The organism is Paenibacillus sp. FSL W8-1187 (genome assembly GCF_037965485.1).
Lineage (GTDB): Bacteria > Bacillota > Bacilli > Paenibacillales > Paenibacillaceae > Paenibacillus_O > Paenibacillus_O pasadenensis.
Genome location: NZ_CP150181.1, coordinates 2,604,377 through 2,631,076 on the forward strand (window position 1 = coordinate 2,604,377; position 26,700 = coordinate 2,631,076).

Consider the following 26,700-nt stretch of genomic DNA (forward strand, 5'->3'; position numbering starts at 1 on the left):
CTCAGGCCGTTTCATACAGAGGGGAGTTTCACCGATCATGGAACCATTCGTGAAGCATACGGGCATCGTCGCCCCCGTCGACCGGGTCAACGTCGATACGGACGCCATCATTCCCAAGCAGTTCCTCAAGCGCATCGAGCGCAGCGGCTTCGGCCAATTCCTGTTCTTCGAGTGGCGCTTCGACGAAGAGGGCAACGTCAACCCGAACTTCGAGCCCAACAAGCCGCGCTATCAAGGCGCATCCGTGCTGATCTCGCGCGCCAACTTCGGCTGCGGCTCCTCCCGCGAGCACGCGCCGTGGGCGATTCTCGACTACGGCTACAAGGTCGTCATCGCGCCTTCGTATGCGGATATCTTCTACAACAACTGCTTCAAGAACGGCATCCTGCCGATCAAGCTGAGCGAGGAGCAGGTCGAGGACCTGTTCCAGCGCACCGCCGCGCATGAGGGCTACGAGCTGAGCGTCGATCTGGAAAACAAGCTGCTGACCGACGCGCACGGCCTGCGCATCGAGTTCGAGCTCGACGAGCATCGCCGCCAGTTCCTGCTTCAAGGGCTGGACGACATCGGCCTGACGCTGAAGCATGCGGATGAGATTTCCGCGTATGAGGAGCGTCGTCAGGGCGCTTTCGCGTAAAAAGTTTGCTTGCCCGTCTGCGGAGTCCGCAGGCGGGTTTTTATTTTTCGGCGTGGGGGAGAGGGCGGCCGTGAGCCGACAGATTAATGGACAAGAAGCCCGCTGCGTGGGCCGAGCCTTTCTCGGCTGTGAGCCGGAAAGCGGGCCATGGACAGGCGAACCGCTGCGCGAGCCGAGCCTTTCTCCGATTCCACTGGAAGCCGGATGCCCTGATTTTTTGACCTCCTAGGCGGAGGCCATCCGTCTTCCAAGAGGACCGCTGCCGCTTCTCCGAAAGGCATCGTCTCGCTTCGCTCTGCCTTGTCCATCAGCTTCGCCTCTCCCCCTTTTTTTGGGGGAGGGGCGCGTCTCCCGCATTCTCGGGAGACGGCAGGGTTGAGCGCTCCCGTGTCACCGGGAACGACAATCTTACGCACCGGGAGCTGATTGACCTGCACGCTCCGTAAAACCGAAGACAGGGGCCTTATGCGCTCCCGTATCCCTGGGAGACGATTACCATGCGCGCCACGCCGGTCTCACCGGGTTTGGACAGGTCCGCACCGCTCGCACGAAGCCGGGACATTAAGTCGAAAAAATCGAGTTAGCGGGTGGTTGGAGGCACGAAGCCGGGACATTAAGTCGAAAAAATCGAGTTAGCGGGTGGTTGGAGGCACGAAGCCGGGGCGTTAAGTCGAAAAAATCGAGTTAGCGGGTGGTTGGAGGCACGAAGCCGAGGCATTAAGTCGAGAAAATCGAGTTATTCGTATGCGCGGGAGGCGGATCAGAGAGAACTGAGCGGAAAAACCGAGTAACTGGGGTCAGAAGAGGAGCGAGCGGTCGGAGTTGCGCGGAAAAACCGAGTAACTGGGGTTCGAAGAGGAACGGACGGTCGGAGTTACGCGGAAAAACCGAGTAACTGGGGTCCGAAGAGGAGCGAGCGGTCGGAGTTGCGCGGAAAAACCGAGTAACTGGGTCAGAAGAGGAGCGAACGGTCAGAGTTGTGCGGAAAAACCGAGTAACTGGGGTCAGAAGAGGAGCGAGCGGTCGGAGTTGCGCGGAAAAACCGAGTAACTGGGTCAGAAGAGGAGCGAACTGTTAGAGTTGTGCGGAAAAACCGAGCAACTCGATCTGCAGCCAGCGAAGCAAAGACGATCTGTCGCGGCGTCAGCATTCGTCGAGCGGTCATTTGCCGGAGCGGCGCGGCCTGCGAAGCGGCAACCTCGCCTATACGCAAAAAAGTTGCCACGGTTCCCTTTTTTTCGCAACTTTTCGGGACGCTTCGCGTCTAACCTTTTGCCTGACTTTGCCAACGTCCACTGCCGCCGGACAGGCAAGGCGGGTGAATCCGTTTTTCGAGGTGAATGATGAAAAAAGCAGTTCTGATGCTGGTGTTTCTCGTAGCAGCGTTAACCATGTTCGCTTCGGCCACTTCCGCGGCGAGCAAGGCTCCCAAGCTGTTCCTGAACGGCCTGGAGCTTCAGTCGGCATCGGCGCCCCGGATCGACCAGAGCACGACGTTCATTCCGATCCGCACGGTAGCCGAGGGGATGGGCTTTGACGTGACGTGGGACAAGGCGGCAAAAAAGGCAGTCATACATAACGGAGACAGCCTCATCGAGCTCGTCGTCGGCAGCAAGTCCGCCGTCGTCAACGGCTCGAAGGTCGCTCTGCCGACGCCGGCGAAAATTGTCGGCAGCGGAGCGGCCAGCACGACGATGGTGCCGCTGCGCTTCGTGAGCGAGAACATGGGCTTGGAGGTGTACTACGACGCGCCTGCCAAGTCGGTGTATCTGTTCCAGCCGGCCGTGCAGGAGCCCGAAAACCCGGGCACGGACGGCGGCGGAAGCCAGCCCGGAACAGGCGGAACCGGCAGCCAGCCGGATCCCGGCCAGGGCGGCACGGAGCCGGGCGGCGGCAATGGCGGCGGCACGGTGCCGTCCGACGCGCAGGCGCTCGTCACCTCCATCCAGTACGACGGCATCGGCACGACGAGCATCGCCTACCAAGGCATCGCGACGGTAGGCGAGCCGCAGGTGCTGACCGGACCGGACCGGCTCGTGCTGGACATTCCGGCATCGGCGTTCGCGGACGCCTTCGCCCCGGGCTTCACGGCGACGACGGCCAAGATGGGCGAGATCGTCACGGACAACCCTCTGGTGAGCAAGATTCGCTTCTCCCATTATTCGGACAAGCCTTCGACGGTCCGGATCGTATGGGATCTGACGGCGGCGGCGCAGTATACGCTCACCAAGTCCGAGGGCCTCGTGCAGCTGAGCGTCCTCGGCTCGACCGAGCCGGTGCCTCCAATTCCGACGACGCCGTCGGGCGACAAGATCTTCAAGGTCGTCATCGACGCCGGACACGGCGCCCACGATCCGGGCGCGATCGGCATCAGCGGCAAGACGGAGAAGGCGTACAACCTGGCCATCGCCCTCAAGGTGAACGAGCTGCTCAAGAAGGAGGCTCGCATCGAGCCGATCCTGACGCGCTCGGACGATACCTTCATCGCTCTGGAAGAGCGGGCGGCAATCGCCAACAGGCTCAAAGCGGACGTGTTCATCTCGATTCACGCGAACGCGCTCAAAGGCTCCTCGGCTTCGGGGACCGAAACCTTCTATAATCGGGCGGACAGCAAGACGCTCGCTGACATCATCCAGAAGCATCTGCTCGGCGCGACCGGACTTCCGGACCGCAAGGTGCAGACGGCGGGCTTTGTCGTCATCAAGCAAACGACGATGCCGGCGGTGCTGACGGAATCCGGCTTCCTCACGAACGCCAAGGACGAAGCGATCCTGTTCGACGAGAAGAAGCAGAACGAGATCGCGCAAGCGCTCGTGGCAGGAATCAAGGAATATTTAAAGCTGTAAGGAGGCGACAGAGCCATGAAGCAGCCTAGATTCAAGCTGGCGGCGCTGCTGGCCGCCGCCGCCGTTACGGCCGCGCTTGCAGGCTGCGGCGCCAAAGCGCCGGAGGGCGGGGCGGGAGCGTCCAGCCCATCGCCGTCTCCGTCTCCTGCCGCGACGGCGGCTCCTTCCTTGTCGCCGTCGCCGCAGACGGCCGAAGGCTCCGGCGACGGAGCTTCCGCCGGGAGCGGAGCGGAGGCGCAGCTGCAAAAGGCGACGATCCAGATTTATCAAACCGATTCGGAGCTGCTGGAGCTCAAGGCATTCGATGCTGAAATTTCTTACAAGAGCGATGCCGACAAGCTCGCTGCCGCGCTCGAGGCGCTGGCCGGAGCGGACCGCGACGGCTATCTGTCCTTATGGCAAGGCGTGGAGTTCCGTTCCGTGCAGCTCAAGGACGGGGCGGCGCAGGTCGACTTGACCTTGCCGGACGATGCGCGCTTGGGCGGGTCGGGCGAGCAGCTTGCCATCGACTCGCTGGCGCGCACGGCGTTCCAGTTTCCCGAAATCGAGTCGCTCGACGTGACGGTGGACGGCGAGGCGGTCGAGAGCCTGATGGGCCACGTCGAGCTGGAGCATCCGATCAAGCGCGCTTCGTACGAAGGCCGCCGATAACCAGATCTATTTCATTCCATTCATAGGGGAGAGCCGGAACAGATGCCATTAAGTACAAAAGCCTATCGTTTCGCCACGGGCATGATCGCCCTCTCCCTCCTGGCTGGAGGACCTGCCGCTGCTCATGCAGCGGCTTCTTCCGTGTCCGGGGGGACGACAGCGGCCGCAGCGGCCGGATCCTTCTTCGCCGACGTCAAAGCCGGACATTGGGCGGAGCGCAGCATCATGAAGCTGGCCCTGCAGGGCATCATCGTCGGCAACCAAGGGCAATTCCGCCCTTCGGCGTCGGTGAGCCGCCAGGAAGCCGTCGTCATGGCGCTCCGCTTCATGGGCAAGGAAAAGGAGATCGACGCCTCGCAGGCCGTCGTCTTCCCCGATACGTTCCAAGTGAACAACTACTACAAGCCGTACGTCGTGCTGGCAATGAAGCTGGGCCTGCTCAGCCAGGAAGAGGAGTTCAAGCTGGCCGAATCGCAGCCGAAGCAGGAATGGGGCGCTTCCGCCGCATCGCGCGAATGGATCACGAAGCTGATCGTGCGCGCCGCAGGCAAGCAGCAGCTCGCTCAGGAGCTGGCCTCCAAAAGCTCCGGCTTCCAGGACGCCGCCTCCATCGGCGCGGGTTATGCCGGGTATGTCAATGCAGGCGTCTCGCTCGGACTCGTCAAAGGCGTGACGGCGGAGAAGTTCGATCCGGTCTCCGCCGTCAACCGGGCTTCGGCGGCGACGCTGTTCAGCCGCGCGCAGACGCTCGCGCCGGTCTCTTACCCGGGCGAGACGGAGGGCGTGCTCACGGCGCTCAGCGGCACGACGGCTACCGTCTATACCGATGAAGGCTTCCGCACGTTCAACCTCGCCGCGGATGTCCGCTTCTACCGCTTCGACAGCGAGACGGCGCTGAAGTCCGGCTCCGAGCTGCAGCTGTACACGCATGTGCAGGTGCTCGGCGGAGGCACGGACGCGCTTTATGTGGAGCAGACCGACACGGAGCAGCAGGTGAAGTCGACCGAGGGCACGATCAAGCAGATCGCTCCCGGCCAGAATACGGTATGGCTCTGGGATGGACAGAACATGATCGGCGTTTCCTACGACTCGTCGCTTGCGATCAAGTCGCAGGAGGGCGCGAAGCTGGAGCTCGCCGATCTCAAGACGGACAGCCAGGTCATCGTCAAGACGGATACGTTCCGCGACAAGCCGGGCGCGCTCGAGATCGTCGTCAAGTCGGCTCCGGTGACCAAGGAAGGCGCCGGCACCGTCGCCGCCTCGGCGAACGGCATGTTGACGGTCAAGACGGCGTCCGGCGCCGACGAGACGTGGCCGGCAGCGGCGGGACTCGTCGTGCTCGGCTGGGACGGCCGCGCGCTGGAGGGCGGCCTTGCCGGACTGAAGGCGGGCGATACGGTCAGCTATTCCGTCAAGGACAGCCAGGTCGTGTCGGTGAAGGTGACGGATACGACGGTGCGGAGCGCGAGCGGCACGTTCAGCGCCTATACGGGAGAGTACCTGATTTACGAGGTTGCCGGAAAAGCCCAGACGAGCAAGCTTGCGGACAACGTGACGTTGACGATACCCGGCATCGAGCAGCCGGTGCTCGGCGACCTGTACAAGGACGACCAGCTGGAGCTCGCGCTCGACGCCGCCGGCAAGATCACCTCGATCACGGTCAAGAACCGCTCGCTGACGACGCTGACCGGAGCCGAGGTGCTCAGCTACAGCGCCGAGCAGAAGGCTCTCACCGTCAAGGGCACGAACGGCAAGCTCGCGGCGCTCCAGGTGACCGACAAGACGCGGGTCGAGCTGAACGGCACGAACGTGCCGCTGTCGACGGCGGCGGGCATGCTGCGCCAGGGCCAGCGCGTGACGGTCGGCTATTCCGGCAGCGACGCCGTGCTGATCCGCTTCGTGTATCAATACACGGGCACGATCGGCTTGCTCAATACGGCGACCAAGACGCTGGCGCTGTCGCTTGACGACGGCACGTCGGCGACGCTGCCGTTCGACGCGCTCTCCGTCGATTGGTACGGCAAGAGCGGCGCGACGATTGCCGACGTCAAGGTCGGAATGCGCGTGACGGCCGGCCTCGATACGAATCAGGCCAAGGCGACGAGCCTGCGCGTCCATCAGGGCGTGCAGTACAAAATCTCGTCGGTCGATGCGGCCAACAAGATCCTCGGCCTGCAGCCGGCTTCCGGCAGCGGCATCGCCCTCAGCGCGGGCAGCCTGCCGCTGCGCGGCGACGACGGCGCGACCGTTCCGTTCGCCTCGCTTGCGGCGGGAGCTACGGTGAACGTCACTTATGCGGGTCAGACGCCATCGTCGCTGACGCTCGTGACGGTCCGCTACGGCGTCGTCACGCAGATCGGTGCCAGCTCTGTCACCGTGCAGGAGTACGGCGGCTCGGCGCGCACGATCGAGCTCGGCAGCGGCTACAGCATCGTCAAGAACGGAGCGGCGAGCGGCAGCGTGTCGACGCTGGCTGTCGGCGACCGCGTGGAGACGCGCAAAAACGCCGATGGAGCCGTCGTCATCGAAGCGAACGCCGGCGTCAAGAAGACGTTCTGGAAAATGGAGAACGGCCAGCTGCTCGTGAAGCGCAGCTCGCTTACCGACAACAGCTATCGCTTCACGCTCGCCGAGGGCGCGGCGGCCAGCTGGAACGGGCAAGCGATCGCGATCGCTTCGCTGACCGATGGCGATGCCGTCACGCTGTACGTGTTTGGAGGCAAGCTGCTGGAGGTCGTCAAAGGCTGAAAAACGAAGATTTTCGCAACAAAGCGCCGCGAGGCGCTTCTTTTTTTGCGCGGACAGCCTTTTTCGGTTGCGCCGGACGGGCAGATTCGGTACACTTTGAACGATAGTGCAACTAGGGAGAGAGCGTTCCAATGAAAGCTTCCGATAAAATCCGGTTCATTCTCGACACGATGGCCGAGCTGTTTCCGGACGCGCATTGCGAGCTGAACCACGGAAACGCGTTCGAGCTGACGATCGCGGTGCTGCTGTCCGCGCAGTGCACGGACGAGACGGTGAACCGCGTGACGGCGGATCTGTTCCGGAAGTACCGTTCGCCGGAGGATTACCTGCAGGTCGAGCTGGCCGAGCTCGAGCAGGACATCCGCCGCATCGGCCTGTTCCGCACGAAGGCCGCGAACATCCAGAAGCTGTGCCGGATCCTGCTGGATCGGCATGACGGCGACGTCCCGCGCACGCATGAGGAGCTGACGGAGCTGCCCGGCGTCGGGCGCAAGACGGCCAACGTCGTCGTCAGCAACGCGTTCGGCGTCCCGGCGATCGCGGTGGATACGCATGTGGAGCGGGTGTCCAAGCGGCTCGGGCTGGCGAAGCCGGACGATTCCGTGCTCGAGGTCGAAAAGAAGCTGATGCGCCGCGTTCCCCGGGATGAATGGACGCTGACCCATCATCGCTTCATCTTTTTCGGGCGCTACCACTGCAAGGCCCAGCAGCCCAAATGCGACGTCTGTCCGCTCATCGGGCTGTGCAAGGAAGGCCAGCGGCGCATGAAGGCGGTCCCCGCCGCCAAACCTAGATCCAAGAAGGGAGCCGCCGCCAGGCGCGAGGCTTCCAACCTTTAAGCGAAGGATGATGAACAATGAAATGCATCAGCGTATTCACGAATGACTTCGGTCTGTTCTCCGATATTTACGAGCAGGTGATGGAAGCTCCTCCGGGAGAAAACGAGGATCTCGTCGTCGAAGGCGTTACGGTAAGCGGCTCCGGCGATCTGCCGGCCCAATACCTGGAGCGCATGCGCCAGAAGCCGGAGGTCGTCGTCATGCGCGAGAAGCAGCGCGGCATCACGATCCTGCAGCACGGCAATGTGTTCGAGATCTGCATCCCGACGGATGAGGATGAGGAGGCGCCGGCCGTTTAAACCGGCGCCGGCGCCTGCCGCAGAGCAAGGCGATTCGATTGCAGCATCAGCCGTCCCTGCCGCCCGGGGACGGCTGTTTTGCGCTTTTTTGACCTTTTTGATCAGAGAGATCCGGCGGGCGAAGCGGAGAGGAGAATGGCGACATGGCTCAAGGGGAAACAGCAACGATGTCCAGCGGACAGGAGGAGGCGGAGCGGCTCGGCTATTCGGCGGAGCGGCTGGCCGTCCTGCTTGCCGAGCAAGGCGAGAAGGAGCTGGCGGGAAGAGCCCGCCAGCTGGAGGAGAAGCTGGAGGCCGGCCGGCTGTCGGTAGCGTTTTGCGGCCATTTCTCGGCTGGCAAGTCGACGCTCGTCAATGCGCTGTGCGGCGTGCGGCTGCTGCCGTCGAGTCCGATTCCGACCAGCGCCAACGTCGTGACGATCGCGTCGGGGGAACCGGCGAGGGCGGTCATCCACGCGGTCGTGGACGGGGAAGAGCGGACGATCGAGGCCGATCCGCTGCGGCTGGAGGACTATTGCAAAAACGGAGAGGTTTTCCGCAGCGTCGACCTGACCTATCCGGCGAGCGGCTTCGGCCGGCAGACGACGCTGCTCGACACGCCGGGCATCGACTCGACGGACGACGCCCACCGGATGGCGACGGAGTCGGCGCTGCATCTGGCGGATGTCGTCTTTTACGTGATGGACTACAATCATGTCCAGTCGGAGATCAACTTCGAGTTCGCCAAAGGGCTCAAGGACTGGGGCAAGCCGCTTTATCTGATCGTCAACCAGATCGACAAGCATCGCGAGGAGGAGCTGCCGTTCGCGGAGTACAAGCGCAGCGTGGAGGAGGCGTTCCGCAGCTGGCATCTGGAGCCGGCCGGCACGCTCTACCTGTCCTTGCGCGAGCCGGAGCATCCGCAGAGCCAGTTCGAGGAGCTCAAGAAGCTGCTTGGCGAGCTGGAGGGGCTGCGCTCGGAGCTGGCCGTCGGGAGCGTGCACGCCTCGCTCCGCCATCTCGCCCGCAGCTGGCTGAAGCATCGGCTCGAAGCGGAGGAGCCCCAGCGGGAGCGGCTGGAGCTCGAGGCCGGGCCGGAGGAGGAACGGGCCGGACTGCAGGCGGCGATGCGGGAGCTGGAGCAGGCCGCAGGCGGCGCCGAGTCCGGACCGCAGGCGCTGGAAGCGTCGCTGCAGGCGGAGATCGGCAAAATTCTCGACAACGCCAACCTGATGCCGGCCGCGACCCGGGACATCGCCGCGTCGTTTTTGGAGAGCCGCAAGCCGGGCTTCAAGACGGGCCTGCTGTTCGCCGCCTCCAAGACGGCGGCCGAGCAGGAGCGGCGCGCGGCGGCGTTCGAGGAGGAGCTCGGCCGGCAGGTGCAGGCGGAGGCCGCCTGGCATCTGGCCGACCTGCTGCGCAAGGCGGCGGACCGCGAGGGGCTGCAGGGGCCGGAGCGGCAGTCGTGGGAAAGCGGACTCGAGGCGGCGCTCGCCTGGCGGCCGGACGCCGCCTGGCTGGCGGAGCGCGTCAGCAGCGGCGCGGTGTTCGGCGGCGAGTACACGATCGTGTACTGCCGCGACGCCGCCGCGCAGATCAAGGCGCAGCTGAAGCGCGGCGCCTTTGAGGCGGCGGCGGCGCTCGCGACGGCCGCGCGGCCGCGCTATGCCGCTGCCGCCGCAGCGGCGCGCGCCGAGCTGGCCGCGCTCGGCGGCCAAGCCGCGGCGCTCGCGGGCCTCGCCGCGCTCGGCGAGGCGGCCGCGCAGCGCGAGGCGCGCGCGCTGGCGCTGCTGCCGGCGGAGCCGGCGCGCCCGGCGCTGCCGGCGCCGCAAGCGCGCGCCGCCGCAGCCGCAGGCGCGGCCGGCAGCGCTCCGGCAGCGCCGGAGCCGGCGCTCGCCGGCGAAGCCGCGCCTGCGCCGGCTGCCGCAGGCGCTCGCCGCGCTGGCGCTGCCGCAGGCGAAGCCGCCGCAGGCGCGCTCGCGCCGCAGCGCGCGGCCGCCGCGCGCCTGCGCGCCGCGGCGGAGCTGCTCGCGCCGGAGCCGGCGCTGGCCGCTGCGGCCGCGGCGATGCGCGCCCGCGCCGAGCGCCTCGGCGCGAGCCGCTTCACGATCGCGCTGTTCGGCGCGTTCAGCGCGGGCAAGTCGTCGCTCGCCAACGCGCTCATCGGCGAGCGGGCGCTGCCCGTGTCGCCGAATCCGACAACGGCGGCGATCAACCGCATCCTTGCGCCGACGGAGGAGCAGCCTCACGGCACGGCCCGCGTCAGCATGAAAGCCCGCGAGGCGATGCTGGACGATCTGCGCTTTTCGCTGTCGCTGCTCGGCGAGGACGCCTCCGGCGCCGCCGAGGCGGAGCTGCTGAAGCGGATCGCCGCGCTGCGTCCGGACGGCATCCATGCCGCCGGGCGGCCGCATTACAGCTTCCTCAAGGCGGCGGCGGCCGGCTGGAGCGAGCTGTCGCCGCAGCTCGGCGAGGTGCTGCGCGTCGGCGAGGAGGACTACCGCCGCTACGTCGCGGAGGAAAGCCGCTCCTGCTTCGTGCGCGAGATCGAGCTGTTCTACAGCTCGCCGCTGACCGACCAGGGCATCGTGCTCGTCGATACGCCTGGCGCGGATTCGGTGAACGCCCGCCATACCGGAGTCGCCTTCAACTACATCAAGAACGCCGACGCGATTCTGTTCGTCACCTATTACAACCATGCGTTCTCGCAGGCGGACCGGCAATTCCTCATGCAGCTGGGGCGGGTGAAGGACCAGTTCGAGCTCGACAAGATGTTCTTCCTCGTCAATGCCGCCGACCTGGCGGCCTCGCCGGAGGAGCTGGGAGACGTGCTGAAGCATGTCGAATCGAATCTGCTGCAGCACGGCATCCGCTTCCCGCGGCTGTTCCCGGTATCGAGCCTGCTCGGGCTGAAAGGGAAGCACGGCGACGAGGCGGCGCTCGCGGCGTCGGGCATCCCGGCGTTCGAGCAAAGCTTCCTCGACTTCACGCGCGGCGAGCTCGGCCGGCTGGCCGTGCAGGCGGCGGACGGCGAGCTCGAGCGTGCCGCGCATACGATCCGCGGCTGGATCGAAGCGGCCGAAGGCGACGCTGATACGCGGCGGCATGAGCGCGCCCGTCTCGAGGGGCTGCGCGCCGCCGGGGCGGACGCCGCTGCCGTCATCGCCGAGGCGCCGCCTGCCGCCGAGCTGGAGAAGGAGCTGCAGGAGCTGTTCCACTACATCCAGCAGCGGATCCGCTACGGCTTCGGCGACTTCTTCAACTATGCCTTCAACCCGTCGAGCCTGCAGGACGACGGACGCGACCTGCGGCGGGCCGTCTGGACGTCATGGCTCGAGCTGCAGCGGCTGCTTCAGCTGGAGCTGAGCCAGGAGCTGCTGGCGACGACGCTGCGGCTCGAAACGGCCTCCGGCGCGCTTATCCGCGTCCGCGCCGAAGCGGCGGCCGCGAGGCTGGCCGAGCTGCTGCCGGGCTTCCAGCCGGCGCCTTGGGAAGCGGCTGCGTTCGCCGCTCCGCCGGAGCCGGCGCCATGGCAGTCCGCCGGCGTGCAGGCGAAGCGGCTGTACAGCCTGTTCCGCAGCCCGCGCTCCTTCTTCGAGGGAGAGGGCAAAAAAGCGCTGCGGGAGGAGCTGGAGGAGACAATCGCTCCGGAAATCCGGGCGTGGATGGATCATGCGGCGGCGGACTGGCTCGCCCATTACCGGACCGCCCTCGAAGCCGGGCTCGCCGCGGCGGCCGACGCGCTGGGCCTCTCGTTCCAGCGGGAGCTGGACGGCCGCATCGGCTCGATGCGGGACGGCGGCAGCCTCGACTCGCTGCGCGCGCTGGAGCGGCAGCTTCAGGAGCTGCTCGGCGAGGCGGGCTGATCCCCCTGCCTACCCGAGCGGCGCTGCCCGCAGGCGCGATTCCGCGCGACAAAAAGGATGTCCCTCCGCGCCGCTGATAGCGGCCGAGGGGCATCCTTTTTTGCTGCTTGCGGAGCGTGCCGGCGGTAGCGGAAATCGGCGAGCGTTAAAAGTTTTTTTCGCATTTCCAGCCGAAACGGATAAAAACGCGCAAATGTGTCGTAAACGTGACGATTCGTTGAGGAAAAAGAGAATGATCCCCCTTACGTGCCTTATCTTCCCTTTTAGCGGAGCAGAGTGCTGAATATGGCCGCAAAAGGCGTTTGCCGCTCCTGCGGGATGCTGATAACATACGTCCATGTCAGCACTGAAATCGCAGTTAAACCTAACTAACGGGGGAGAGAGCACACTTGGAGGTTTTCAGGCAACTCAAGCCTTACTACTGGGTGGAGCGCAAGTTCATCTTCGCATCCATCCTCTGCCTGGCCGCTGCAACCGCGCTCGGACTGGTCTATCCGAACCTGCTGCGGTACCTGATCGATGACGTCGTCAAGCCGCAGAACTGGGAGCCGGTGCCGTTGCTGTCGCTGGCCGTCGTCTGCGTCGTTTCGCTGAAGGGCTTCATGAACTTCCTGAGCGGATATTTCGGCGGACGGCTCGGCAACCGCGTCGCCTACCGGCTGCGGAACGCCAGCTACGCCAAGCTGCAGGAGCTGAGCTATCCGTACTACGACACCGCCAAGACGGGCGATCTGATGAGCCGCCTGACCGCGGACCTGGAGGCGATCCGCCAGTTCATCGGCTTCGGCTTCGCGCAGGTGCTCAACGTGTTCCTCATGATCCTGTTCGGCGGCGTCATGATGCTGACCATGGACTGGCAGCTGACGCTCGTCACGCTGGTGGCGATTCCGCTGCTCGCCTTCACCGCCGTGCGCTTCGAGAAGAACATCCATCCGGCGTTCCGCGAGATGCGCCAGGCGCTCAGCCACATGACGACGGCCGTCCAGGAGAACATCACCGGCGTGCGCACGGTCAAGTCGTTCGCGCGCGAGTCCCACGAGGTCGAGAAATTCTCGGCGCGCAGCGCGGAATACCAGACGAACCAGGTCGGCGCGGCGACGATCTGGGCCCGGTACTTCCCGCTCATGGAGCTGCTGGCCAACGTAAGCGTCGTCATCCTGCTCATCTGCGGCGGCTTGCGCGTCATCGACCAGCATCTGACGCTCGGCGAGCTGGTCGCGTTTTTCAGCCTCATCTGGTACATCATCGGACCGATGTGGGGCATCGGCTTCCATATCAACAACTACACGCAGTCCAAGGCGTCCGGCGAGCGGGTGCTGGAGCTGCTGAACCAGTACGTGCATGTGAAGAGCGTGCCCGACGCGGTCGTGCTCGACAAGCAGCATGTCAAGGGTCATGTCCGCTTCGAGAACGTCACGTTCAATTACGCGGACAAGGAGCCGGCGGTGACGGACATCAGCTTCGACGCCCCTCCGGGCACCGTCATCGGCCTGCTCGGCGGCACCGGCTCCGGCAAGAGCACGATCATCCAGCTGCTCATGCACGCCTACAACGTCAAGCAGGGCAAAATCACCATCGACGGCCTCGACATCCGCCAGCTCGACGTCCAGAGCCTGCGCAGCCAGATCGCGACCGTGTTCCAGGAGACGTTCCTGTTCTCCGCCTCGATCCGCGACAACATCGCCTACGCCGACAAGGACGCGACGATGGAGCAGATCGAGCGCGCGGCCAAGCTGGCCAAGGCGCATGACTTCATCATGGAGCTGCCGCTCGGCTACGACACGCTCGTCGGCGAGCGCGGCATGGGCCTCTCCGGCGGCCAGAAGCAGCGCATCGCGATCGCCCGCGCCTTGATCCGCAATCCGCATATCCTCGTGCTCGACGACGCGACGAGCGCGGTCGACATGGAGACGGAGCATGAGATCCAGGCCGGCTTCAAGGAGCTGATGAAGGGACGGACGACGTTCATCATCGCCCACCGGATCAGCTCGCTCAAGGACGCCGACGAGATTCTCGTGCTCGACAAGGGCCGCATCGTGCAGCGCGGCAAGCATGCGGCGCTCGTCCGCCAGAGCGGACCGTACCGCGAAGTCTACAACATCCAGTACGCCGACCGTCCGCAGCAGGACGACGAGCCCGCGCTGGGCAAAGGAGGGACCGCCTGATGGCTAGCAGCGCAAAAGGGCCGGCCGCGCCCGCATCCGGCCTGGACGCCTCCATGCAGGAGGCGGCGCAGGCTCAGCGCCAGCGCTTCAAGTATACCGATGACGAGGTCATCGAGAAGCCGTTCAACTGGAAGCAGGTCCTGCGCCTGCTTTCCTATATGAAGCCTTACCGCAAGCAGCTCGTGCCGATGGTGCTCATGATGCTGCTCGGCACGCTGACGCGGCTCGCCGCGCCGGCCGTCATCATCCTCGCGATCGACGAGGCGATCGACAAGGACGGCGGCGACAAGAGCCTGCTGCTCGCCTACGGCGGCATCATGCTCGGCCTGTACGTCATCCAGTGGGCCGCCAACACGATCCGCATCAAGTACACGAACATCATCGGCCAAAAGGTCATCTACGACCTGCGGCAGCAGCTGTTCGAGCATATCCAGAAGCTCAGCTTCCGCTTCTTCGACAAGCGGCCGGCGGGCTCCGTGCTCGTGCGCGTCACCAATGACGTCAACTCGCTGCAGGACCTGTTCACGAACGGCGTCGTCAACCTGCTCATGGACTGCATCCAGCTCGTCGGCATCGCCGCGATCCTGCTCATCTGGAACTTCCAGCTCGGGATCGCCGTCATGGTGACGGTGCCGCTCATGTTCATCGTCTCCGGCGCTCTCCGCAAGCGCATCCGCTTCGCCTGGCAGGACGTGCGCATCAAGCAGTCGCGCATCAACTCCCATCTCAACGAGGCGATCCAGGGGATGAAGGTGACGCAGGCGTACGTGCAGGAGAAGGAGAACTACAAGTTCTTCGACCATATGAACACGATCAACAAAAAAAGCTGGGACCGCGCCTCGGTGCTCAACCAGACGTTCGGCCCGATCATCGAGGTGACGGCGGCGATCGGCACGCTCATCCTGTTCTGGTACGGCTCGCATCTGCTCCAGACGAACGTCATCACCGTCGGCCTGCTCGTCGGCTTCGCCAACTACATCGGCAACTTCTGGGATCCGATCAACCGGCTCGGCCAGATGTACAACCAGCTGCTCGTCGCGATGGCCAGCTCGGAGCGGATCTTCGAGTTCATCGACGAGGAGCCGACCGTTAAGGAAAGCGGCCGCGCGCGCATGCTGACCGGCATCAAGGGCGACGTGTCGTTCGACAGCATCGTCTTCGAGTACGAGAAGAACCGTCCCGCCCTCAAGGGCATCTCGCTCGAGGTGAAGGCCGGCCAGTCGGTGGCGCTCGTCGGCCATACCGGCTCCGGCAAGAGCACGATCATCAACCTGCTCTGCCGGTTCTACGATCCCGTAGAGGGAGCGGTCCGCATCGACGGCCAGGACATCCGCGACGTGACGATCGACAGCCTGCGCTCGCAGGTCGGCATCGTGCTGCAGGATACGTTCATCTTCTCCGGCACGATCCGCGACAACATCCGCTTCGGGCGTCTGAACGCGACGGACGAGGAGGTCGAGATGGCCGCCCGCGCGGTCAACGCGCATGAGTTCATCGTCACGCTGCCCGACGGCTACGACACCGAGGTGCAGGAGCGCGGCAACGTCCTGTCGATGGGACAGCGGCAGCTGCTGAGCTTCGCCCGCGCGCTGCTCGCGGATCCGGCGATCCTCATCCTCGACGAGGCGACGGCGAGCATCGACACCGAGACGGAGCTCAAGATCCAGGAGGCGCTCAAGACGCTGCTGGCCGGACGCACGTCGTTCATCATCGCGCATCGCCTGTCGACGATCCGCCACTGCGACAACATCGTCGTGCTCGACCACGGCCGCATCGTCGAGCAGGGCAGCCATGACGAGCTCATGCGGCATGGCGGCACGTACTACGGCCTCATCGAGGCGCAGTACCGCTTCCTCAGCGCCTGACGCTTGCCGGCAAGCCAAGGCCGGCTCCAAAAAAGCTGACTCCGCCTGTCCAAGTCCGGACATGCGGGTCAGCTTTTTTTTGCGGAAGGGGCCTTCTGCGGGCGGCCTGAAAGTCTGTCTGCAGCGGCCGCGCAAGCGAGGCTCGGGCCGCAAGGCCGAGCCTTGCGCCGTCAGCGCTCCGTGCCGTCCTGCTGCAGCCGCTGCAGGTACCCGTCCAGGCGGTCCATGCGCTCCTCCCAGTCGCGGCGGAAGGAGGAAGCCCATGCCTCCAGCTCCTGGAACGGTTTTGGCGAGAGCCGGTAGATGCGGCGGTTGGCCGAGGCTTCGACAAGCAGCACGCCGGCCTCGCTCAGCACCTTGAGATGCTTGGACGTCTGCGGCTGGTTGAAGGACAGCCGTTCGGCGATTTCTCCGACTGTGAGCGGACCGGAGCGGAGCAGCTCGACGATCCGCAGCCGATTCGGCTCGGCCAGCGCGTGAAGGATCGATTTCATGCCTAAAATATACGTTCAGTGGAATATAGCTGTCAAGGAAAACGACTCTGTTCGCTTGATTTTTCGATAGAGAGCGTCCAAAATGATAGGGATCATGTACCGGAAATTGGAACAGGGGGAACTGAAATGTCGTATGGACCGCCGCTGACCCAAGGGGCGCGCAAGATGCTGCTGCTGGGCTCTGGAGAGCTGGGCAAGGAAGTGGTCATCGAGGCGCAGCGGCTCGGCGTGGAGACGGTCGCCGTCGACCGCTATGCGGACGCGCCCGCGATGCAGGTGGCGCATCGCTCGCATGTGGTCGACATGCTCGACCCGGAGCGGCTGCGGGAGCTGATCCTGCGGGAGAAGCCGGATCTGATCGTGCCGGAGATCGAGGCGATCGCCACCGGCACGCTCGTCGAGCTGGAGCAGGAGGGCTACAAGGTCGTGCCGACGGCGCGAGCCGCGCGGCTGACGATGGACCGCGAAGGCATCCGGCGCCTGGCGGCGGAGACGCTGCGCCTGCCGACCGCCTCCTACCGCTTCGCGGACTCGCTCGAGGAGATGAGGGCGGCCGTGCTGGAGCTCGGACTGCCGTGCGTCATCAAGCCGATCATGAGCTCCTCGGGCAAGGGCCAGAGCGTCTGCCGCTCCGAGGCGGAGATCGAGAGCTGCTGGAACTATGCGATGGAGGGCGGCCGCGCCAAAAAGAAGCGCGTCATCGTCGAAGGCTTCGTCCGCTTCGAATCCGAGATCACGCTGCTGACGGTCCGCTCCGTCTCGGGCACGGCGTTCTGCGCGCCGATCGGACATGTGCAGCAGGACGGCGACTATATCGAGTCGTGGCAGCCGCATGCGATGAGCGAGGCGCAGCTGCGCGAGGCCGAACGGATCGCGCTGGCGATTACCGAAGCGCTTGGCGGCTGGGGCTTGTACGGTGTCGAGCTGTTCCTGACCGAGGACGGCGTCCTGTTCAGCGAGGTGTCGCCGCGGCCGCATGATACGGGGATGGTGACGATGGCGACGCAGGATCTGTCGGAGTTCGCGCTCCACGTGCGCGCGATCCTCGGCCTGCCGATCCCTGGCGTGCGGCTGCTGTCGCCGGGCGCGAGCCGCACGCTCAAGGCGACGCGCGACAGCCGCTCGTTCGCGGTCGAAGGGCTGGAGCAGGCGCTCGCGGTGCCGAGCGCGCAGGTGCGCGTATTCGGCAAGCCGGAGACGCGCAAGGGACGCCGCATGGCCGTCGCCCTTGCGTCGGGGACGGATGCCGAGAGCGCGCGCGACGCGGCTCGCCAGGCAGCGGAGTGCTTGACGATCAGATATGACGGATAGGAAGAGCAGGCCGACGAGGCCTGCTTTTTTCATGGACCTATGCGCTTTCGCCTCCTTTCCGTCTGACGCTGCCGTCCGCTCGGGACGCTGCAGTCCAAAAAAATCGGGCGGCAGAAGCGGGCGCGAACGCCGGCGGGCAGCTTTGCGGTGCGGGGGACGAGCGCGCCCTAGTCCTTTCGTCCCGCATGATTTGCAAAAACTTGTCGCAAGCCTTATTTTTAGTAGATGATGCTATACCAAATGTTCACAATTCAAATTCCGAGCAAGGGGAGCCGAAATAAGATGAAGTCATCCGGCACATTATGGCGGGTCGTAGGCACGGCGTCCCTCGCCTCGACGCTGCTCCTCGCAGGAGGATTCGCCTTCGCCATGCGCGACATGCTGATCGTCACGCCTTCCGTGCAGCAGGCGGCGCGCCAGGCTCCGGAGGAGGCTCAGGCCGGCGGACAATACCAGCAGGCGGACGAGATCCTCGTGACGGCGCTCGGCGATTCCTTGACCAAAGGAGTCGGGGACAACAGCGGCCGCGGCTATGTGAAGCCGGTGCTGGAGCAGCTGAAGGCTGCGACCGGCAAGCCGGTGCAGCAGATCAACAATCTGGCGATCAGCGGCTTGACGGCGGCGGAGCTCGACAAGATGCTCGCCGAGGACCGGGGCCTCGACAACCCGATTCGCCAGGCGAACCTGATCCTGCTGACGATCGGCGGCAACGACTTGTTCCGTCCTGTCCTCGAAGCGAGAGAGAACGGGAGCTCGAGCGACATTCCGCTCGACGAGATCGAGGCGCAGATTCCGGCCGCGGCCGCGTCGCTCAAAAGCATCGTCGAGCGGATCCGCGCGATCAACCCGGAGGCGACGCTCGTCTACGCCGGGCTGTACAATCCGTTCTACGACATCGCGGAGCTGCGCGACGGCAGCGCGGCCGTCCAGCGCTGGAACGACGAGGCGTACCGCATCCTGGCCAAGGACGAGCATGCGGTGCTCGTTCCCGTCATGGATCTGTTCGAGCAGCGCTCGGCCGCCTACATGGCGTCCGATCATTTCCACCCGAATCAGGACGGCTACGTCCGCATCGCGCAGCGCATCGTGCAGGCGCTGACCTGACGGACGCGTCGCCGCTGTCTTGGCAGACGAGCTAGAGACAAAAGGAGAGGACCTGCATGACGATTGATTACCCCGTTCGCCGACGGCCAAAGTCCAGGCCGTCCGCGGCTGCGCAGGATGCCGCTTCGAAGGCGGGCGTCGCCGCCGGCGAGCCCGTGCTGGACGTGCGCGGCCTGAAAAAAAGAATCCGCCGGAAATGGATCATCCACGAGGTCGGGTTCCAAGTGCATCCCGGCGAGATCTTCGGCTTCCTCGGGCCGAACGGCTCGGGCAAGACGACGACGATCCGGATGCTGGTCGATCTGATCAAGCCGACCGAGGGCGAGATCCTCATCGGCGGACATCATCTCGCCCGCGATCCGGAGAAGGCGCTGGCCGAGGTCGGCTGCATCGTCGAGAATCCGGAAATGTACCCTTACCTTACCGGCTGGGAAAACCTCGAGCAGTTCGCGCGCATGCAGCCGGGCATCGGGGAGGACCGCATCCGCGAGGTCGTCTCGATCGTGCGCCTGGACGAGCGCATCCATGACAAGGTCCGCGACTACTCGCTCGGCATGAGGCAGCGGCTCGGCATCGCGCAGGCGCTGCTCGGACGGCCGAAGCTGCTCATCCTCGACGAGCCGACGAACGGGCTCGATCCGAAGGGCATCAAGGAGCTGCGCGAATTCATCCGCATGCTGTCGGCAACCGGGCTGAGCCTGTTCATCTCCAGCCACCTGCTGAGCGAAATCCAGCTCATGTGCGACCGCGTCGCGATCATCAACGAAGGCCGGGTGCTGGCGGTCGGCCGGGTGGACGAGCTTGTCGGCCAGGCGTCCAGCTTCGTGCTGTGGCAGACCGACCGCCAGGAGGAGGCGCGGGCGCTGCTCGCGGACCAGCCGTCCGTCCAGCTGTTCGGCGACGGCGAGCATCGGCTGGACGAGGGCGCGCTCGCTCATCTGCCCGGAGCGATCGTGACGAGCGTGGATGAAGAAGCGCTGCCGGATGTCGTGGAGCTGCTCGTGCGGCGGGGCATCGGCATCGAAGCGGTGCAGCGCGTCGCGCCGACGCTCGAGGAGCTTTTCCTGAGGCTGACGGAGGTGGAGGCCGAGTGAAGGGGATGCTTCCGCTCGTTCAGAACGAGACGCTGAAAATTTGGAAAAAGAAGCGGTTCTATGTTATCCTTCTAATCCTGCTGGTGCTCGTGCCGCTGTTCACCTACGCCCAGCTCCGGGTGTCCCAGACGAACGCCGCCAACTTCAAGGACTGGCGCAACCAGATCCAGCAGCAGATCACCGACCTGCAGAACACGCTGGCGAGCGACCGCATGCCGGAGGAGTGGAAAAAGTACGACCGCATCAAAGTGCAGCAGCTGCAATATTACCTGGATCATGACATCAATCCGAACAGCCCGGACGCGGCTACGTTCACCCGTCAGTTCATGGCGAGCTCCGTCTCGATGTTTTTCCCGCTGCTCATCCTCGCGCTTTCGTCCGATCTCGTATCGGGAGAGCGCACCGGGGGCACGATCAAGATGCTGCTGACCCGTCCGGTGCGGCGCTGGAAAATCCTGACGAGCAAGCTGATCGCCTTGACGCTCTACGTTTCGCTGGCTATCCTCGCGACCGGCGCGGTATGCTATCTCATATCCGGCCTCCTCTTCGGCTACGGGGGATGGACGATGCCGGTGTTCACCGGCTTTGTCATCGACGGCTCCGCGATCGACGCGACCGGCGTGCATGCCGTGCCGCAATGGGCGTACATGCTCATGCAGAGCGGCCTCATCTGGATCAGCTGCATGACGATCGCCATCCTGTCGACGATGGTGTCGGTGCTCGTGCGCAGCACGGCGGCGAGCATCGTCACGATGATGGCGGCGGTCATCTCCGGCAGCATCCTGGCCGGCATGGCTTCCTCCTGGGAGGCCGCCAAATACATCTTCTCCGTGAACATCGACCTGACCGACTATCTCGAAGGCACGCCGCCGCCGATCGCGGGCATGGACATCGGATTTTCCCTGGCCGTGCTTGGCATCTGGGCCGCTGCGGCGCTCGTCGTCTCGTATGGCGTCTTTACGAAACAGGACATCTTGAATTAAAATAGCGTGAGTTATTCGCACGGACAGCAAGGAACAGAAAAGGGGGACGCGTATGGCCGAACAACTGGACCTTTACGCAACCGAATCGGCAAATACGGCGAAGGGCCCTTCCTACGAGGCGGACGATATCCAGATTCTCGAGGGCCTGACCGCGGTGCGCAAGCGCCCCGGCATGTACATCGGCAGCACGACGAGCTCGGGCCTGCACCATCTCGTGTGGGAAATCGTCGACAACGCCGTGGACGAGCATCTGGCCAAGTTCTGCACGGAGATCGCCGTCACGCTGCACAAAAACGGATCGGTGACCGTACACGACAACGGGCGGGGCATCCCGACCGGCATGCACAAAAGCGGCATCCCGACGCCGCAGGTCGTATTCACGATCCTGCACGCGGGGGGCAAGTTCGGCGGCGGAGGCTACAAGAAGTCAGGCGGGCTGCACGGCGTCGGCGCTTCGGTGACGAACGCGCTGTCGGAATGGCTCGAGGTGGAGATTTTCCGCGAGGGCAAGATACATAAGCAGAGGTTCGAATACTGGGTCGACAGCCAGGGCAAGGAGCATGTCGGCGAGCCGACGACCGGCCTCGAGATCGTCGGCAATACGCGCCAGACCGGCACCAAGGTGACGTTCAAGCCGGATGCGCGCGTCTTTCACGGCAACACCTCGCTGAGCTTCGATACGCTGAGCGACCGGCTGCAGGAGATCGCCTTCCTGAACTCCGGGCTCAAGGTGACGATCCGCGACGACCGCAGCGGGCATGAGAACGTCTTCCACTACGAGGGCGGAGCGAAGCAGTTCGTCGAGTTCCTCAACGAGGAGAAGTCGGTGCTGCATGAGGCGGTCCGCTTCGCGGCGGACAAGGACGACATCGAGGTCGAGGTCGCCCTGCAGTACAACGACGGCTATACGGAGACGATCGTGAGCTTCGTCAACTCGATCCCGACGCGGGGCGGCGGCACGCATGAGACCGGCTTCAAGACAGCCTACACGCGGGTGCTCAACGATTATGCCCGGCGCGCCGGCCTGCTCAAGGAAAAGGAAAAGAACCTTGAAGGCGGAGACCTGCGCGAAGGCATGATGTGCGTCATCAACATCAAGATGGCGGAGGTCGAGTTCGTCGGGCAGACGAAGGACCAGCTCGGCAGCAGCTCCGCCCGCAGCGCCGTCGACGCCGTCGTCGCGGACAAGATGGCCGTGTTCCTGGAGGAGAATCCGCAGGTCGGCCAGATGCTGCTCAAAAAGGCGATCCAGGCGTCCCGGGCGCGCGAGGCCGCGCGCAAGGCGCGCGAGGAGATCCGCAGCGGAAAGAAGCGCAGCGAGTCGTCCAACCTCGGCGGCAAGCTGACGCCGGCGCAGTCCAAGGACGCCTCGCGCAACGAGCTGTTCATCGTCGAGGGCGACTCTGCCGGCGGCTCCGCCAAGCAAGGCCGCGACTCCAAGTATCAGGCGATCCTGCCGCTGAAGGGAAAGCCGATGAATCCGGAGAAGGCGCGGCTGGGCGACATCCTCAAGAACGACGAGTACAAGGCGATCATCGCCGCGATCGGCGCGGGCGTCGGGCCGGAGTTCGAGGCGGACGAGTGCAACTACAGCAAGATCATCATCATGACCGACGCGGATACGGACGGCGCGCACATCCAGGTGCTGCTGCTGACGTTCTTCTACCGGTACATGAAGCCGCTCATCGACTCGGGAAGGATCTACATCGCGCAGCCGCCGCTCTACAAGATGTCCCGCAAGACGGGCAAGCTGCAGACGGTGCGCTACGCCTGGACCGATGAGCAGCTGCAGAACTACGGCAAGGAGATGGGCAAGGGCTTCGAGCTGCAGCGCTACAAGGGCCTCGGCGAGATGAACCCGGACCAGCTCTGGGAAACGACGATGAATCCCGAGTCCCGAACGCTCCTGCGGGTGCAGATCGACGATGCGGCCAAGGCGGAGCGGCGGGTATCGACGCTCATGGGCGACAAGGTCGATCCGCGCAAGCGCTGGATCATCGACAATGTCGACTTCACCGAATACGAGGAATAGGGGGACGGGCTCATGAGCGCAAGCGAGCAATTTCTGCCGGCATTCCTCGAGGAGGTCGTCGGCGACCGATTTGGACGCTACTCCAAATATATCATCCAGGACCGCGCCATCCCCGATGTGCGCGACGGCCTGAAGCCGGTGCAGCGGCGGATCCTGTACGCGATGTACGACGCCGGCAATACGCCGGACAAGCCGTACCGCAAGTCGGCCAAGACGGTCGGCGACGTGATGGGCAACTACCATCCGCATGGCGACTCCTCGATCTACGAGGGCATGGTGCGGATGGCGCAGCCATGGAAGATGGGCCATACGCTCATCGACGGCCACGGCAACTGGGGCTCGCTCGACGACGATCCGGCGGCGGCGATGCGCTATACGGAGGCGAGGCTGTCGCCGATCGCGATGGAGCTGCTGCGCGACATCGAGAAGCGCACCGTGCTGTTCAAGGACAATTTCGACAACAGCACCAAGGAGCCGGTCGTGCTGCCGGCCCGCTACCCGAACCTGCTCGTCAACGGCGTCAGCGGGATCTCGTCGGGCTTCGCCACCGAGATCCCGCCGCATAACCTGCGCGAGGTGATCGACGCCTGCATCGCGCTCATGAACGACGGCAGCATGCCGCTCGAGGCGCTGATGGGCATCCTCAAAGGTCCGGACTTCCCGACCGGAGGCATCATCATGGGCGAGGAGGGCATCCGCGACGCCTACTCGACCGGCAAGGGACGCATCCACCTGCGGTCGAAAACGGCCGTAGAGGAGCTGCGCGGCGGCAAGAAGATGATCGTCGTGACGGAAATTCCGTACCAGGTCGTCAAGTCGCGCCTCGTCACGGCGATGGAGAACATCCGTCTCGAGAAGAAGGTCGACGGCATCGCCGAGGTGCGCGACGAGAGCGGGCGCGACGGCCTGCGCATCGTCGTCGAGCTCAAGAAGGACGCGGATGCCGACGGCATCCTGGCCTATCTGCTCAAAAAGACCGACCTGCAGGTGACGTACAACTTCAACATGGTCGCGATCGTCAACAAGGCTCCCCGCCAGCTCGGCGTCAAGGAGATGCTGGCGGCGTACATCGACCATCAGAAGGAAGTCGTCACGTTCCGCACGCGCTATGAGCTGGAGAAGGCCGAGGACCGCGCGCATGTGCTCGAAGGACTCGTCAAGGCGCTGAACATCCTCGACGACGTCATCGCGGCGATCAAGGCGTCGAAAAACCGCGCCGACGCGCAGGACAACCTCGTCGCCAAGTTCGGCTTCAGCGAGCGGCAGGCCGATGCGATCCTGACGCTCCAGCTGTACCGCCTGACCAACCTCGAGATCACCTCGCTGGAAAAGGAGCTGCGCGAGATCGCCAAGCGCGTCCACTATTTGCGCTCGATCCTCGACAGCGAAAAGAAGCTGCTCAAGGTCATTCAGGAGGAGCTGCTGGAGATCCGCGAGAAGTACGGCATCGACCGCCGCTCGGAAATCCGCGGCCAGGTCGAGGAGCTGAAGGTCGGCCTCGAGGTGATGGTGAGCGCCGAGGACGTGCTCGTGACGATCAGCCGCGACGGCTACGTCAAGCGGACGAGCCGTCTCAGCTTCGCCCGCAGCGGGGGAGAGCTGGACGCGTCCGGCCTCAAGGAAGGCGACGCGCTCCGCCATGTGCTGGAGTGCAATACGATCGACAGCCTGCTCGTCTTCACGCGCAAGGGCAGCTACTACCTGCTGCCGGTGTATCAGATTCCGGACTTCAAGTGGAAGGACGCCGGCACGGCGATCGTCAACGTCATCCCGATTCCAAAAGATGACGGCATCGTCGCGGTGCTGCCGGTCAAGGACATCCAGCAGCCGGGCCAATCGCTGTTCTTCTTCACGAAGCGCGGGCAGGTCAAGCGGACCGAGCTCAAGGACTATGCGACGAACCGCTCGACCGCCATCGCGGCCGTCAAGCTGGCGGACGGAGACGAGGTCGTCCAGGTGCTGCAGTCGGCAGGCGACCGCCATCTCGTGCTCGTCTCGCGGGCGGGAGCGGCGATCCGCTTCCCGGCTGCCGAGGTGAGCTTGATGGGACGCGTCGCCGGCGGCGTGCGCGGCATCCAGCTCAAGGAAGGCGACGAGCTTGCCGCCGCGCTGGAGGCCGGTCCGGACGACGAGGGCGAAGTGCTCGTCATCAGCGACCTCGGCTACGCCAAGCGCAGCCTGCTCGCCGACTACCCGGTCCAGGGCCGCGGCGGCAAGGGCGTCATCACGTTCGAGTTCAAGGAAGGCAAGCGGGTCAAGCCGAACGGCGCGGCGCTCGTCGGCGCCTCGTACTGCAAGGAGCCGCGCGAGCTGAGCGCGCTGCTCGCCGGAGGCGGCGAGCAGCGCTTCCAGAGCGAGAAGACGCCGCTCGACGACCGCAAGTCGGTCGGCCGGGCGATGGTCCAGGTCGAGAAGAACGACGCTGTCATGCAGCTGTTCCAGCGGCCGGAAATCAGCCAGGAAGGCTGATCCGGCGGCGGCAGCCGGGCAGAGATGGACAGATGACCGGTTCACGTTCGGCTGCCGAACGGCCATTCATCGAAAAAAGGGACGAAGCGGAGATTTTCTCCGCTTCGTCCCTTTTGCTTGCTGCCGGCTCTCGATCGGTCCGCTGTGCTCAGCGGGCGACGATATAGCCCTCGGCCTTGAGCAGCTCGGCGATCAGCACGGCGCCGCCCGCGGCGCCGCGGAGCGTGTTGTGCGAGAGGCCGACGAATTTGAAGTCGTACAGCGAGTCCTCGCGCAGCCGTCCGGCGCTGATGCCCATGCCGTTCTCGATGCCCCGGTCCAAGCCCGTCTGCGGGCGGTTGTCTTCCTCGAAGTAGGTGATGAACTGCTTCGGCGCGCTAGGCAGCTCCAGCTCCTGCGGACGGCCCGCGAAGGCGGCCCAGCGGTCGAGGATGTCCTGCTTGCTCGGCTTGGTCTCGAAGTTCACGAACACCGTCGCCAGATGGCCGTCCGCGACCGGGACGCGGATGCACTGGGTCGTGATCGCCGGCTCGGAAGCCTTGACGATCGCGCCGTCCTCGACCTTGCCCCAGATGCGCAGCGGCTCCTGCTCGCTCTTCTCTTCCTCTCCGCCGATATACGGGATGACGTTGTCGATCATCTCCGGCCAGTCGGCGAACGTTTTGCCCGCGCCGGAGATCGCCTGATAGGTGCTCGCGACGACTTGCTTCGGTCCGAACTCCTTGAGCGCGGTCAGCATCGGAACGTAGCTCTGGATGGAGCAGTTCGGCTTGACGGCGATGAAGCCGGTCTCGGTGCCGAGGCGCTCGCGCTGGGAGGCGATGACCTCCAGATGCTCCGGGTTGATTTCGGGAATGACCATCGGGACGTCGGCGGTCCAGCGATGGGCGGAGTTGTTGGAGATGACGGCGACGCCGGCTTTGGCGTAAGCCTCTTCGAGCGCTTGGATCTCCTGCTTTTTCATGTCGACCGCGCAGAAGATCACGTCGAGCTCGGCTGCGACCTCCTCGACCTTGGACGCGTCCTGCACCTGGATCGCCTTGACGGCTTCGGGCATCGGCGTGTCCAGCTTCCAGCGGCCGCGCACCGCTTCTTCATACGATTTGCCGGCGGAGCTCGCGCTGGCCGCGATCGCCGTCACTTCGAACCAAGGGTGATGGTCCAGCAAGGCGACGAAGCGCTGTCCGACCATGCCGGTTCCGCCTACGATGCCGGTTCTGAGCTTTTGTGTCATCGAAATTCAACCCTCTCTATCTAACGGAATAAATGTAATGATTATACCAAGCATGCCCGTAAAGGTTCAATGCTTTAACGAAAA

Annotated in this window: 17 protein-coding genes; 15 read left to right on the top strand and 2 right to left on the bottom strand. The window is 64.6% G+C overall.

Features of this window, described 5'->3' with window-relative positions:
* Positions 1-37: 37 nt before the first annotated feature.
* The 9 genes from leuD (at position 38) to NYE40_RS11305 (ending at position 15,895) form a co-directional block, all read left to right on the top strand.
* The gene (gene leuD, locus NYE40_RS11265; RefSeq protein WP_028599694.1) at positions 38-637 is read left to right on the top strand and encodes a 3-isopropylmalate dehydratase small subunit; all 600 of its coding nucleotides are present in this window, start codon (positions 38-40) and stop codon (positions 635-637) included.
* A gap of 1,391 nt (positions 638-2,028) precedes the next feature.
* On the top strand, positions 2,029-3,483 hold the full coding sequence (locus NYE40_RS11270; RefSeq protein WP_052333416.1) for an N-acetylmuramoyl-L-alanine amidase: 1,455 nt from the start codon (positions 2,029-2,031) through the stop codon (positions 3,481-3,483).
* Positions 3,484-3,498: 15 nt separating this feature from the next.
* Positions 3,499-4,134 carry a GerMN domain-containing protein gene (locus NYE40_RS11275; protein ID WP_043111586.1) on the top strand — a complete coding sequence of 212 codons (636 nt, stop codon included), beginning with the start codon at positions 3,499-3,501 and terminating at the stop codon, positions 4,132-4,134.
* 42 nt (positions 4,135-4,176) lie between these two features.
* On the top strand, positions 4,177-6,882 hold the full coding sequence (locus NYE40_RS11280; protein WP_084137422.1) for an S-layer homology domain-containing protein: 2,706 nt from the start codon (positions 4,177-4,179) through the stop codon (positions 6,880-6,882).
* 131 nt (positions 6,883-7,013) lie between these two features.
* A complete protein-coding gene (nth, locus tag NYE40_RS11285) occupies positions 7,014-7,721 on the top strand; it encodes an endonuclease III (RefSeq protein WP_153783501.1) in 708 nt (235 codons plus the stop codon).
* A 17-nt stretch (positions 7,722-7,738) separates the two neighbouring features.
* Complete coding sequence (locus NYE40_RS11290; RefSeq protein ID WP_028599689.1) at positions 7,739-8,020, top strand: hypothetical protein; 282 nt, start codon at positions 7,739-7,741, stop codon at positions 8,018-8,020.
* Positions 8,021-8,163: 143 nt separating this feature from the next.
* On the top strand, positions 8,164-11,865 hold the full coding sequence (locus NYE40_RS11295; protein ID WP_339279930.1) for a dynamin family protein: 3,702 nt from the start codon (positions 8,164-8,166) through the stop codon (positions 11,863-11,865).
* Between the two features lie 389 nt (positions 11,866-12,254).
* A complete protein-coding gene (locus NYE40_RS11300) occupies positions 12,255-14,030 on the top strand; it encodes an ABC transporter ATP-binding protein (protein WP_339279932.1) in 1,776 nt (591 codons plus the stop codon).
* A gap of 53 nt (positions 14,031-14,083) precedes the next feature.
* Positions 14,084-15,895, top strand: coding sequence for an ABC transporter ATP-binding protein (locus NYE40_RS11305; RefSeq protein WP_028599687.1), 1,812 nt, complete (start codon positions 14,084-14,086; stop codon positions 15,893-15,895).
* 170 nt (positions 15,896-16,065) lie between these two features.
* On the opposite strand, the gene NYE40_RS11310 is transcribed toward NYE40_RS11305, so the two are convergent.
* A complete protein-coding gene (locus tag NYE40_RS11310; RefSeq protein ID WP_028599686.1) occupies positions 16,066-16,389 on the bottom strand; it encodes a metalloregulator ArsR/SmtB family transcription factor in 324 nt (107 codons plus the stop codon).
* Positions 16,390-16,515: 126 nt separating this feature from the next.
* Between NYE40_RS11310 and purT the strand changes: the two genes are divergently transcribed.
* The 6 genes from purT to gyrA all read left to right on the top strand — a co-directional run bounded on the left by purT (position 16,516) and on the right by gyrA (position 25,382).
* Positions 16,516-17,700, top strand: coding sequence for a formate-dependent phosphoribosylglycinamide formyltransferase (gene purT, locus NYE40_RS11315; RefSeq protein WP_028599685.1), 1,185 nt, complete (start codon positions 16,516-16,518; stop codon positions 17,698-17,700).
* A gap of 282 nt (positions 17,701-17,982) precedes the next feature.
* Positions 17,983-18,804, top strand: a complete 822-nt coding sequence (locus NYE40_RS11320; RefSeq protein WP_180968498.1) for a GDSL-type esterase/lipase family protein — start codon at positions 17,983-17,985, stop codon at positions 18,802-18,804.
* A gap of 56 nt (positions 18,805-18,860) precedes the next feature.
* A complete protein-coding gene (locus NYE40_RS11325; protein WP_028599683.1) occupies positions 18,861-19,898 on the top strand; it encodes an ABC transporter ATP-binding protein in 1,038 nt (345 codons plus the stop codon).
* Entirely contained in the window at positions 19,895-20,881 is a 987-nt protein-coding gene (locus NYE40_RS11330) for an ABC transporter permease (RefSeq protein ID WP_101809090.1), read from the top strand. Before NYE40_RS11325 ends, NYE40_RS11330 begins: the two co-directional genes overlap by 4 nt.
* Positions 20,882-20,933: 52 nt before the next feature.
* A complete protein-coding gene (gene parE / locus NYE40_RS11335) occupies positions 20,934-22,913 on the top strand; it encodes a DNA topoisomerase IV subunit B (protein ID WP_028599681.1) in 1,980 nt (659 codons plus the stop codon).
* A 12-nt stretch (positions 22,914-22,925) separates the two neighbouring features.
* Positions 22,926-25,382, top strand: coding sequence for a DNA gyrase subunit A (gyrA, locus tag NYE40_RS11340; protein ID WP_101809091.1), 2,457 nt, complete (start codon positions 22,926-22,928; stop codon positions 25,380-25,382).
* Between the two features lie 148 nt (positions 25,383-25,530).
* Here the strand turns inward: gyrA and asd are convergent, their stop codons facing one another.
* On the bottom strand, positions 25,531-26,616 hold the full coding sequence (gene asd, locus NYE40_RS11345; protein WP_028599679.1) for an aspartate-semialdehyde dehydrogenase: 1,086 nt from the start codon (positions 26,614-26,616) through the stop codon (positions 25,531-25,533).
* Positions 26,617-26,700: the final 84 nt, after the last annotated feature.

Coding starts and splice junctions, on each gene's coding strand:
- NYE40_RS11325 (WP_028599683.1), top strand. CDS start 18,861: ATGACGATTGATTACCCCGTTCGCCGACGGCCAAAGTCCAGGCCGTCC.
- asd (WP_028599679.1), bottom strand. CDS start 26,616: ATGACACAAAAGCTCAGAACCGGCATCGTAGGCGGAACCGGCATGGTC.
- purT (WP_028599685.1), top strand. CDS start 16,516: ATGTCGTATGGACCGCCGCTGACCCAAGGGGCGCGCAAGATGCTGCTG.
- nth (WP_153783501.1), top strand. CDS start 7,014: ATGAAAGCTTCCGATAAAATCCGGTTCATTCTCGACACGATGGCCGAG.
- NYE40_RS11290 (WP_028599689.1), top strand. CDS start 7,739: ATGAAATGCATCAGCGTATTCACGAATGACTTCGGTCTGTTCTCCGAT.
- NYE40_RS11295 (WP_339279930.1), top strand. CDS start 8,164: ATGGCTCAAGGGGAAACAGCAACGATGTCCAGCGGACAGGAGGAGGCG.
- NYE40_RS11310 (WP_028599686.1), bottom strand. CDS start 16,389: ATGAAATCGATCCTTCACGCGCTGGCCGAGCCGAATCGGCTGCGGATC.
- parE (WP_028599681.1), top strand. CDS start 20,934: ATGGCCGAACAACTGGACCTTTACGCAACCGAATCGGCAAATACGGCG.
- NYE40_RS11305 (WP_028599687.1), top strand. CDS start 14,084: ATGCAGGAGGCGGCGCAGGCTCAGCGCCAGCGCTTCAAGTATACCGAT.
- NYE40_RS11280 (WP_084137422.1), top strand. CDS start 4,177: ATGCCATTAAGTACAAAAGCCTATCGTTTCGCCACGGGCATGATCGCC.
- NYE40_RS11275 (WP_043111586.1), top strand. CDS start 3,499: ATGAAGCAGCCTAGATTCAAGCTGGCGGCGCTGCTGGCCGCCGCCGCC.
- NYE40_RS11320 (WP_180968498.1), top strand. CDS start 17,983: ATGAAGTCATCCGGCACATTATGGCGGGTCGTAGGCACGGCGTCCCTC.
- NYE40_RS11270 (WP_052333416.1), top strand. CDS start 2,029: ATGTTCGCTTCGGCCACTTCCGCGGCGAGCAAGGCTCCCAAGCTGTTC.
- leuD (WP_028599694.1), top strand. CDS start 38: ATGGAACCATTCGTGAAGCATACGGGCATCGTCGCCCCCGTCGACCGG.
- gyrA (WP_101809091.1), top strand. CDS start 22,926: ATGAGCGCAAGCGAGCAATTTCTGCCGGCATTCCTCGAGGAGGTCGTC.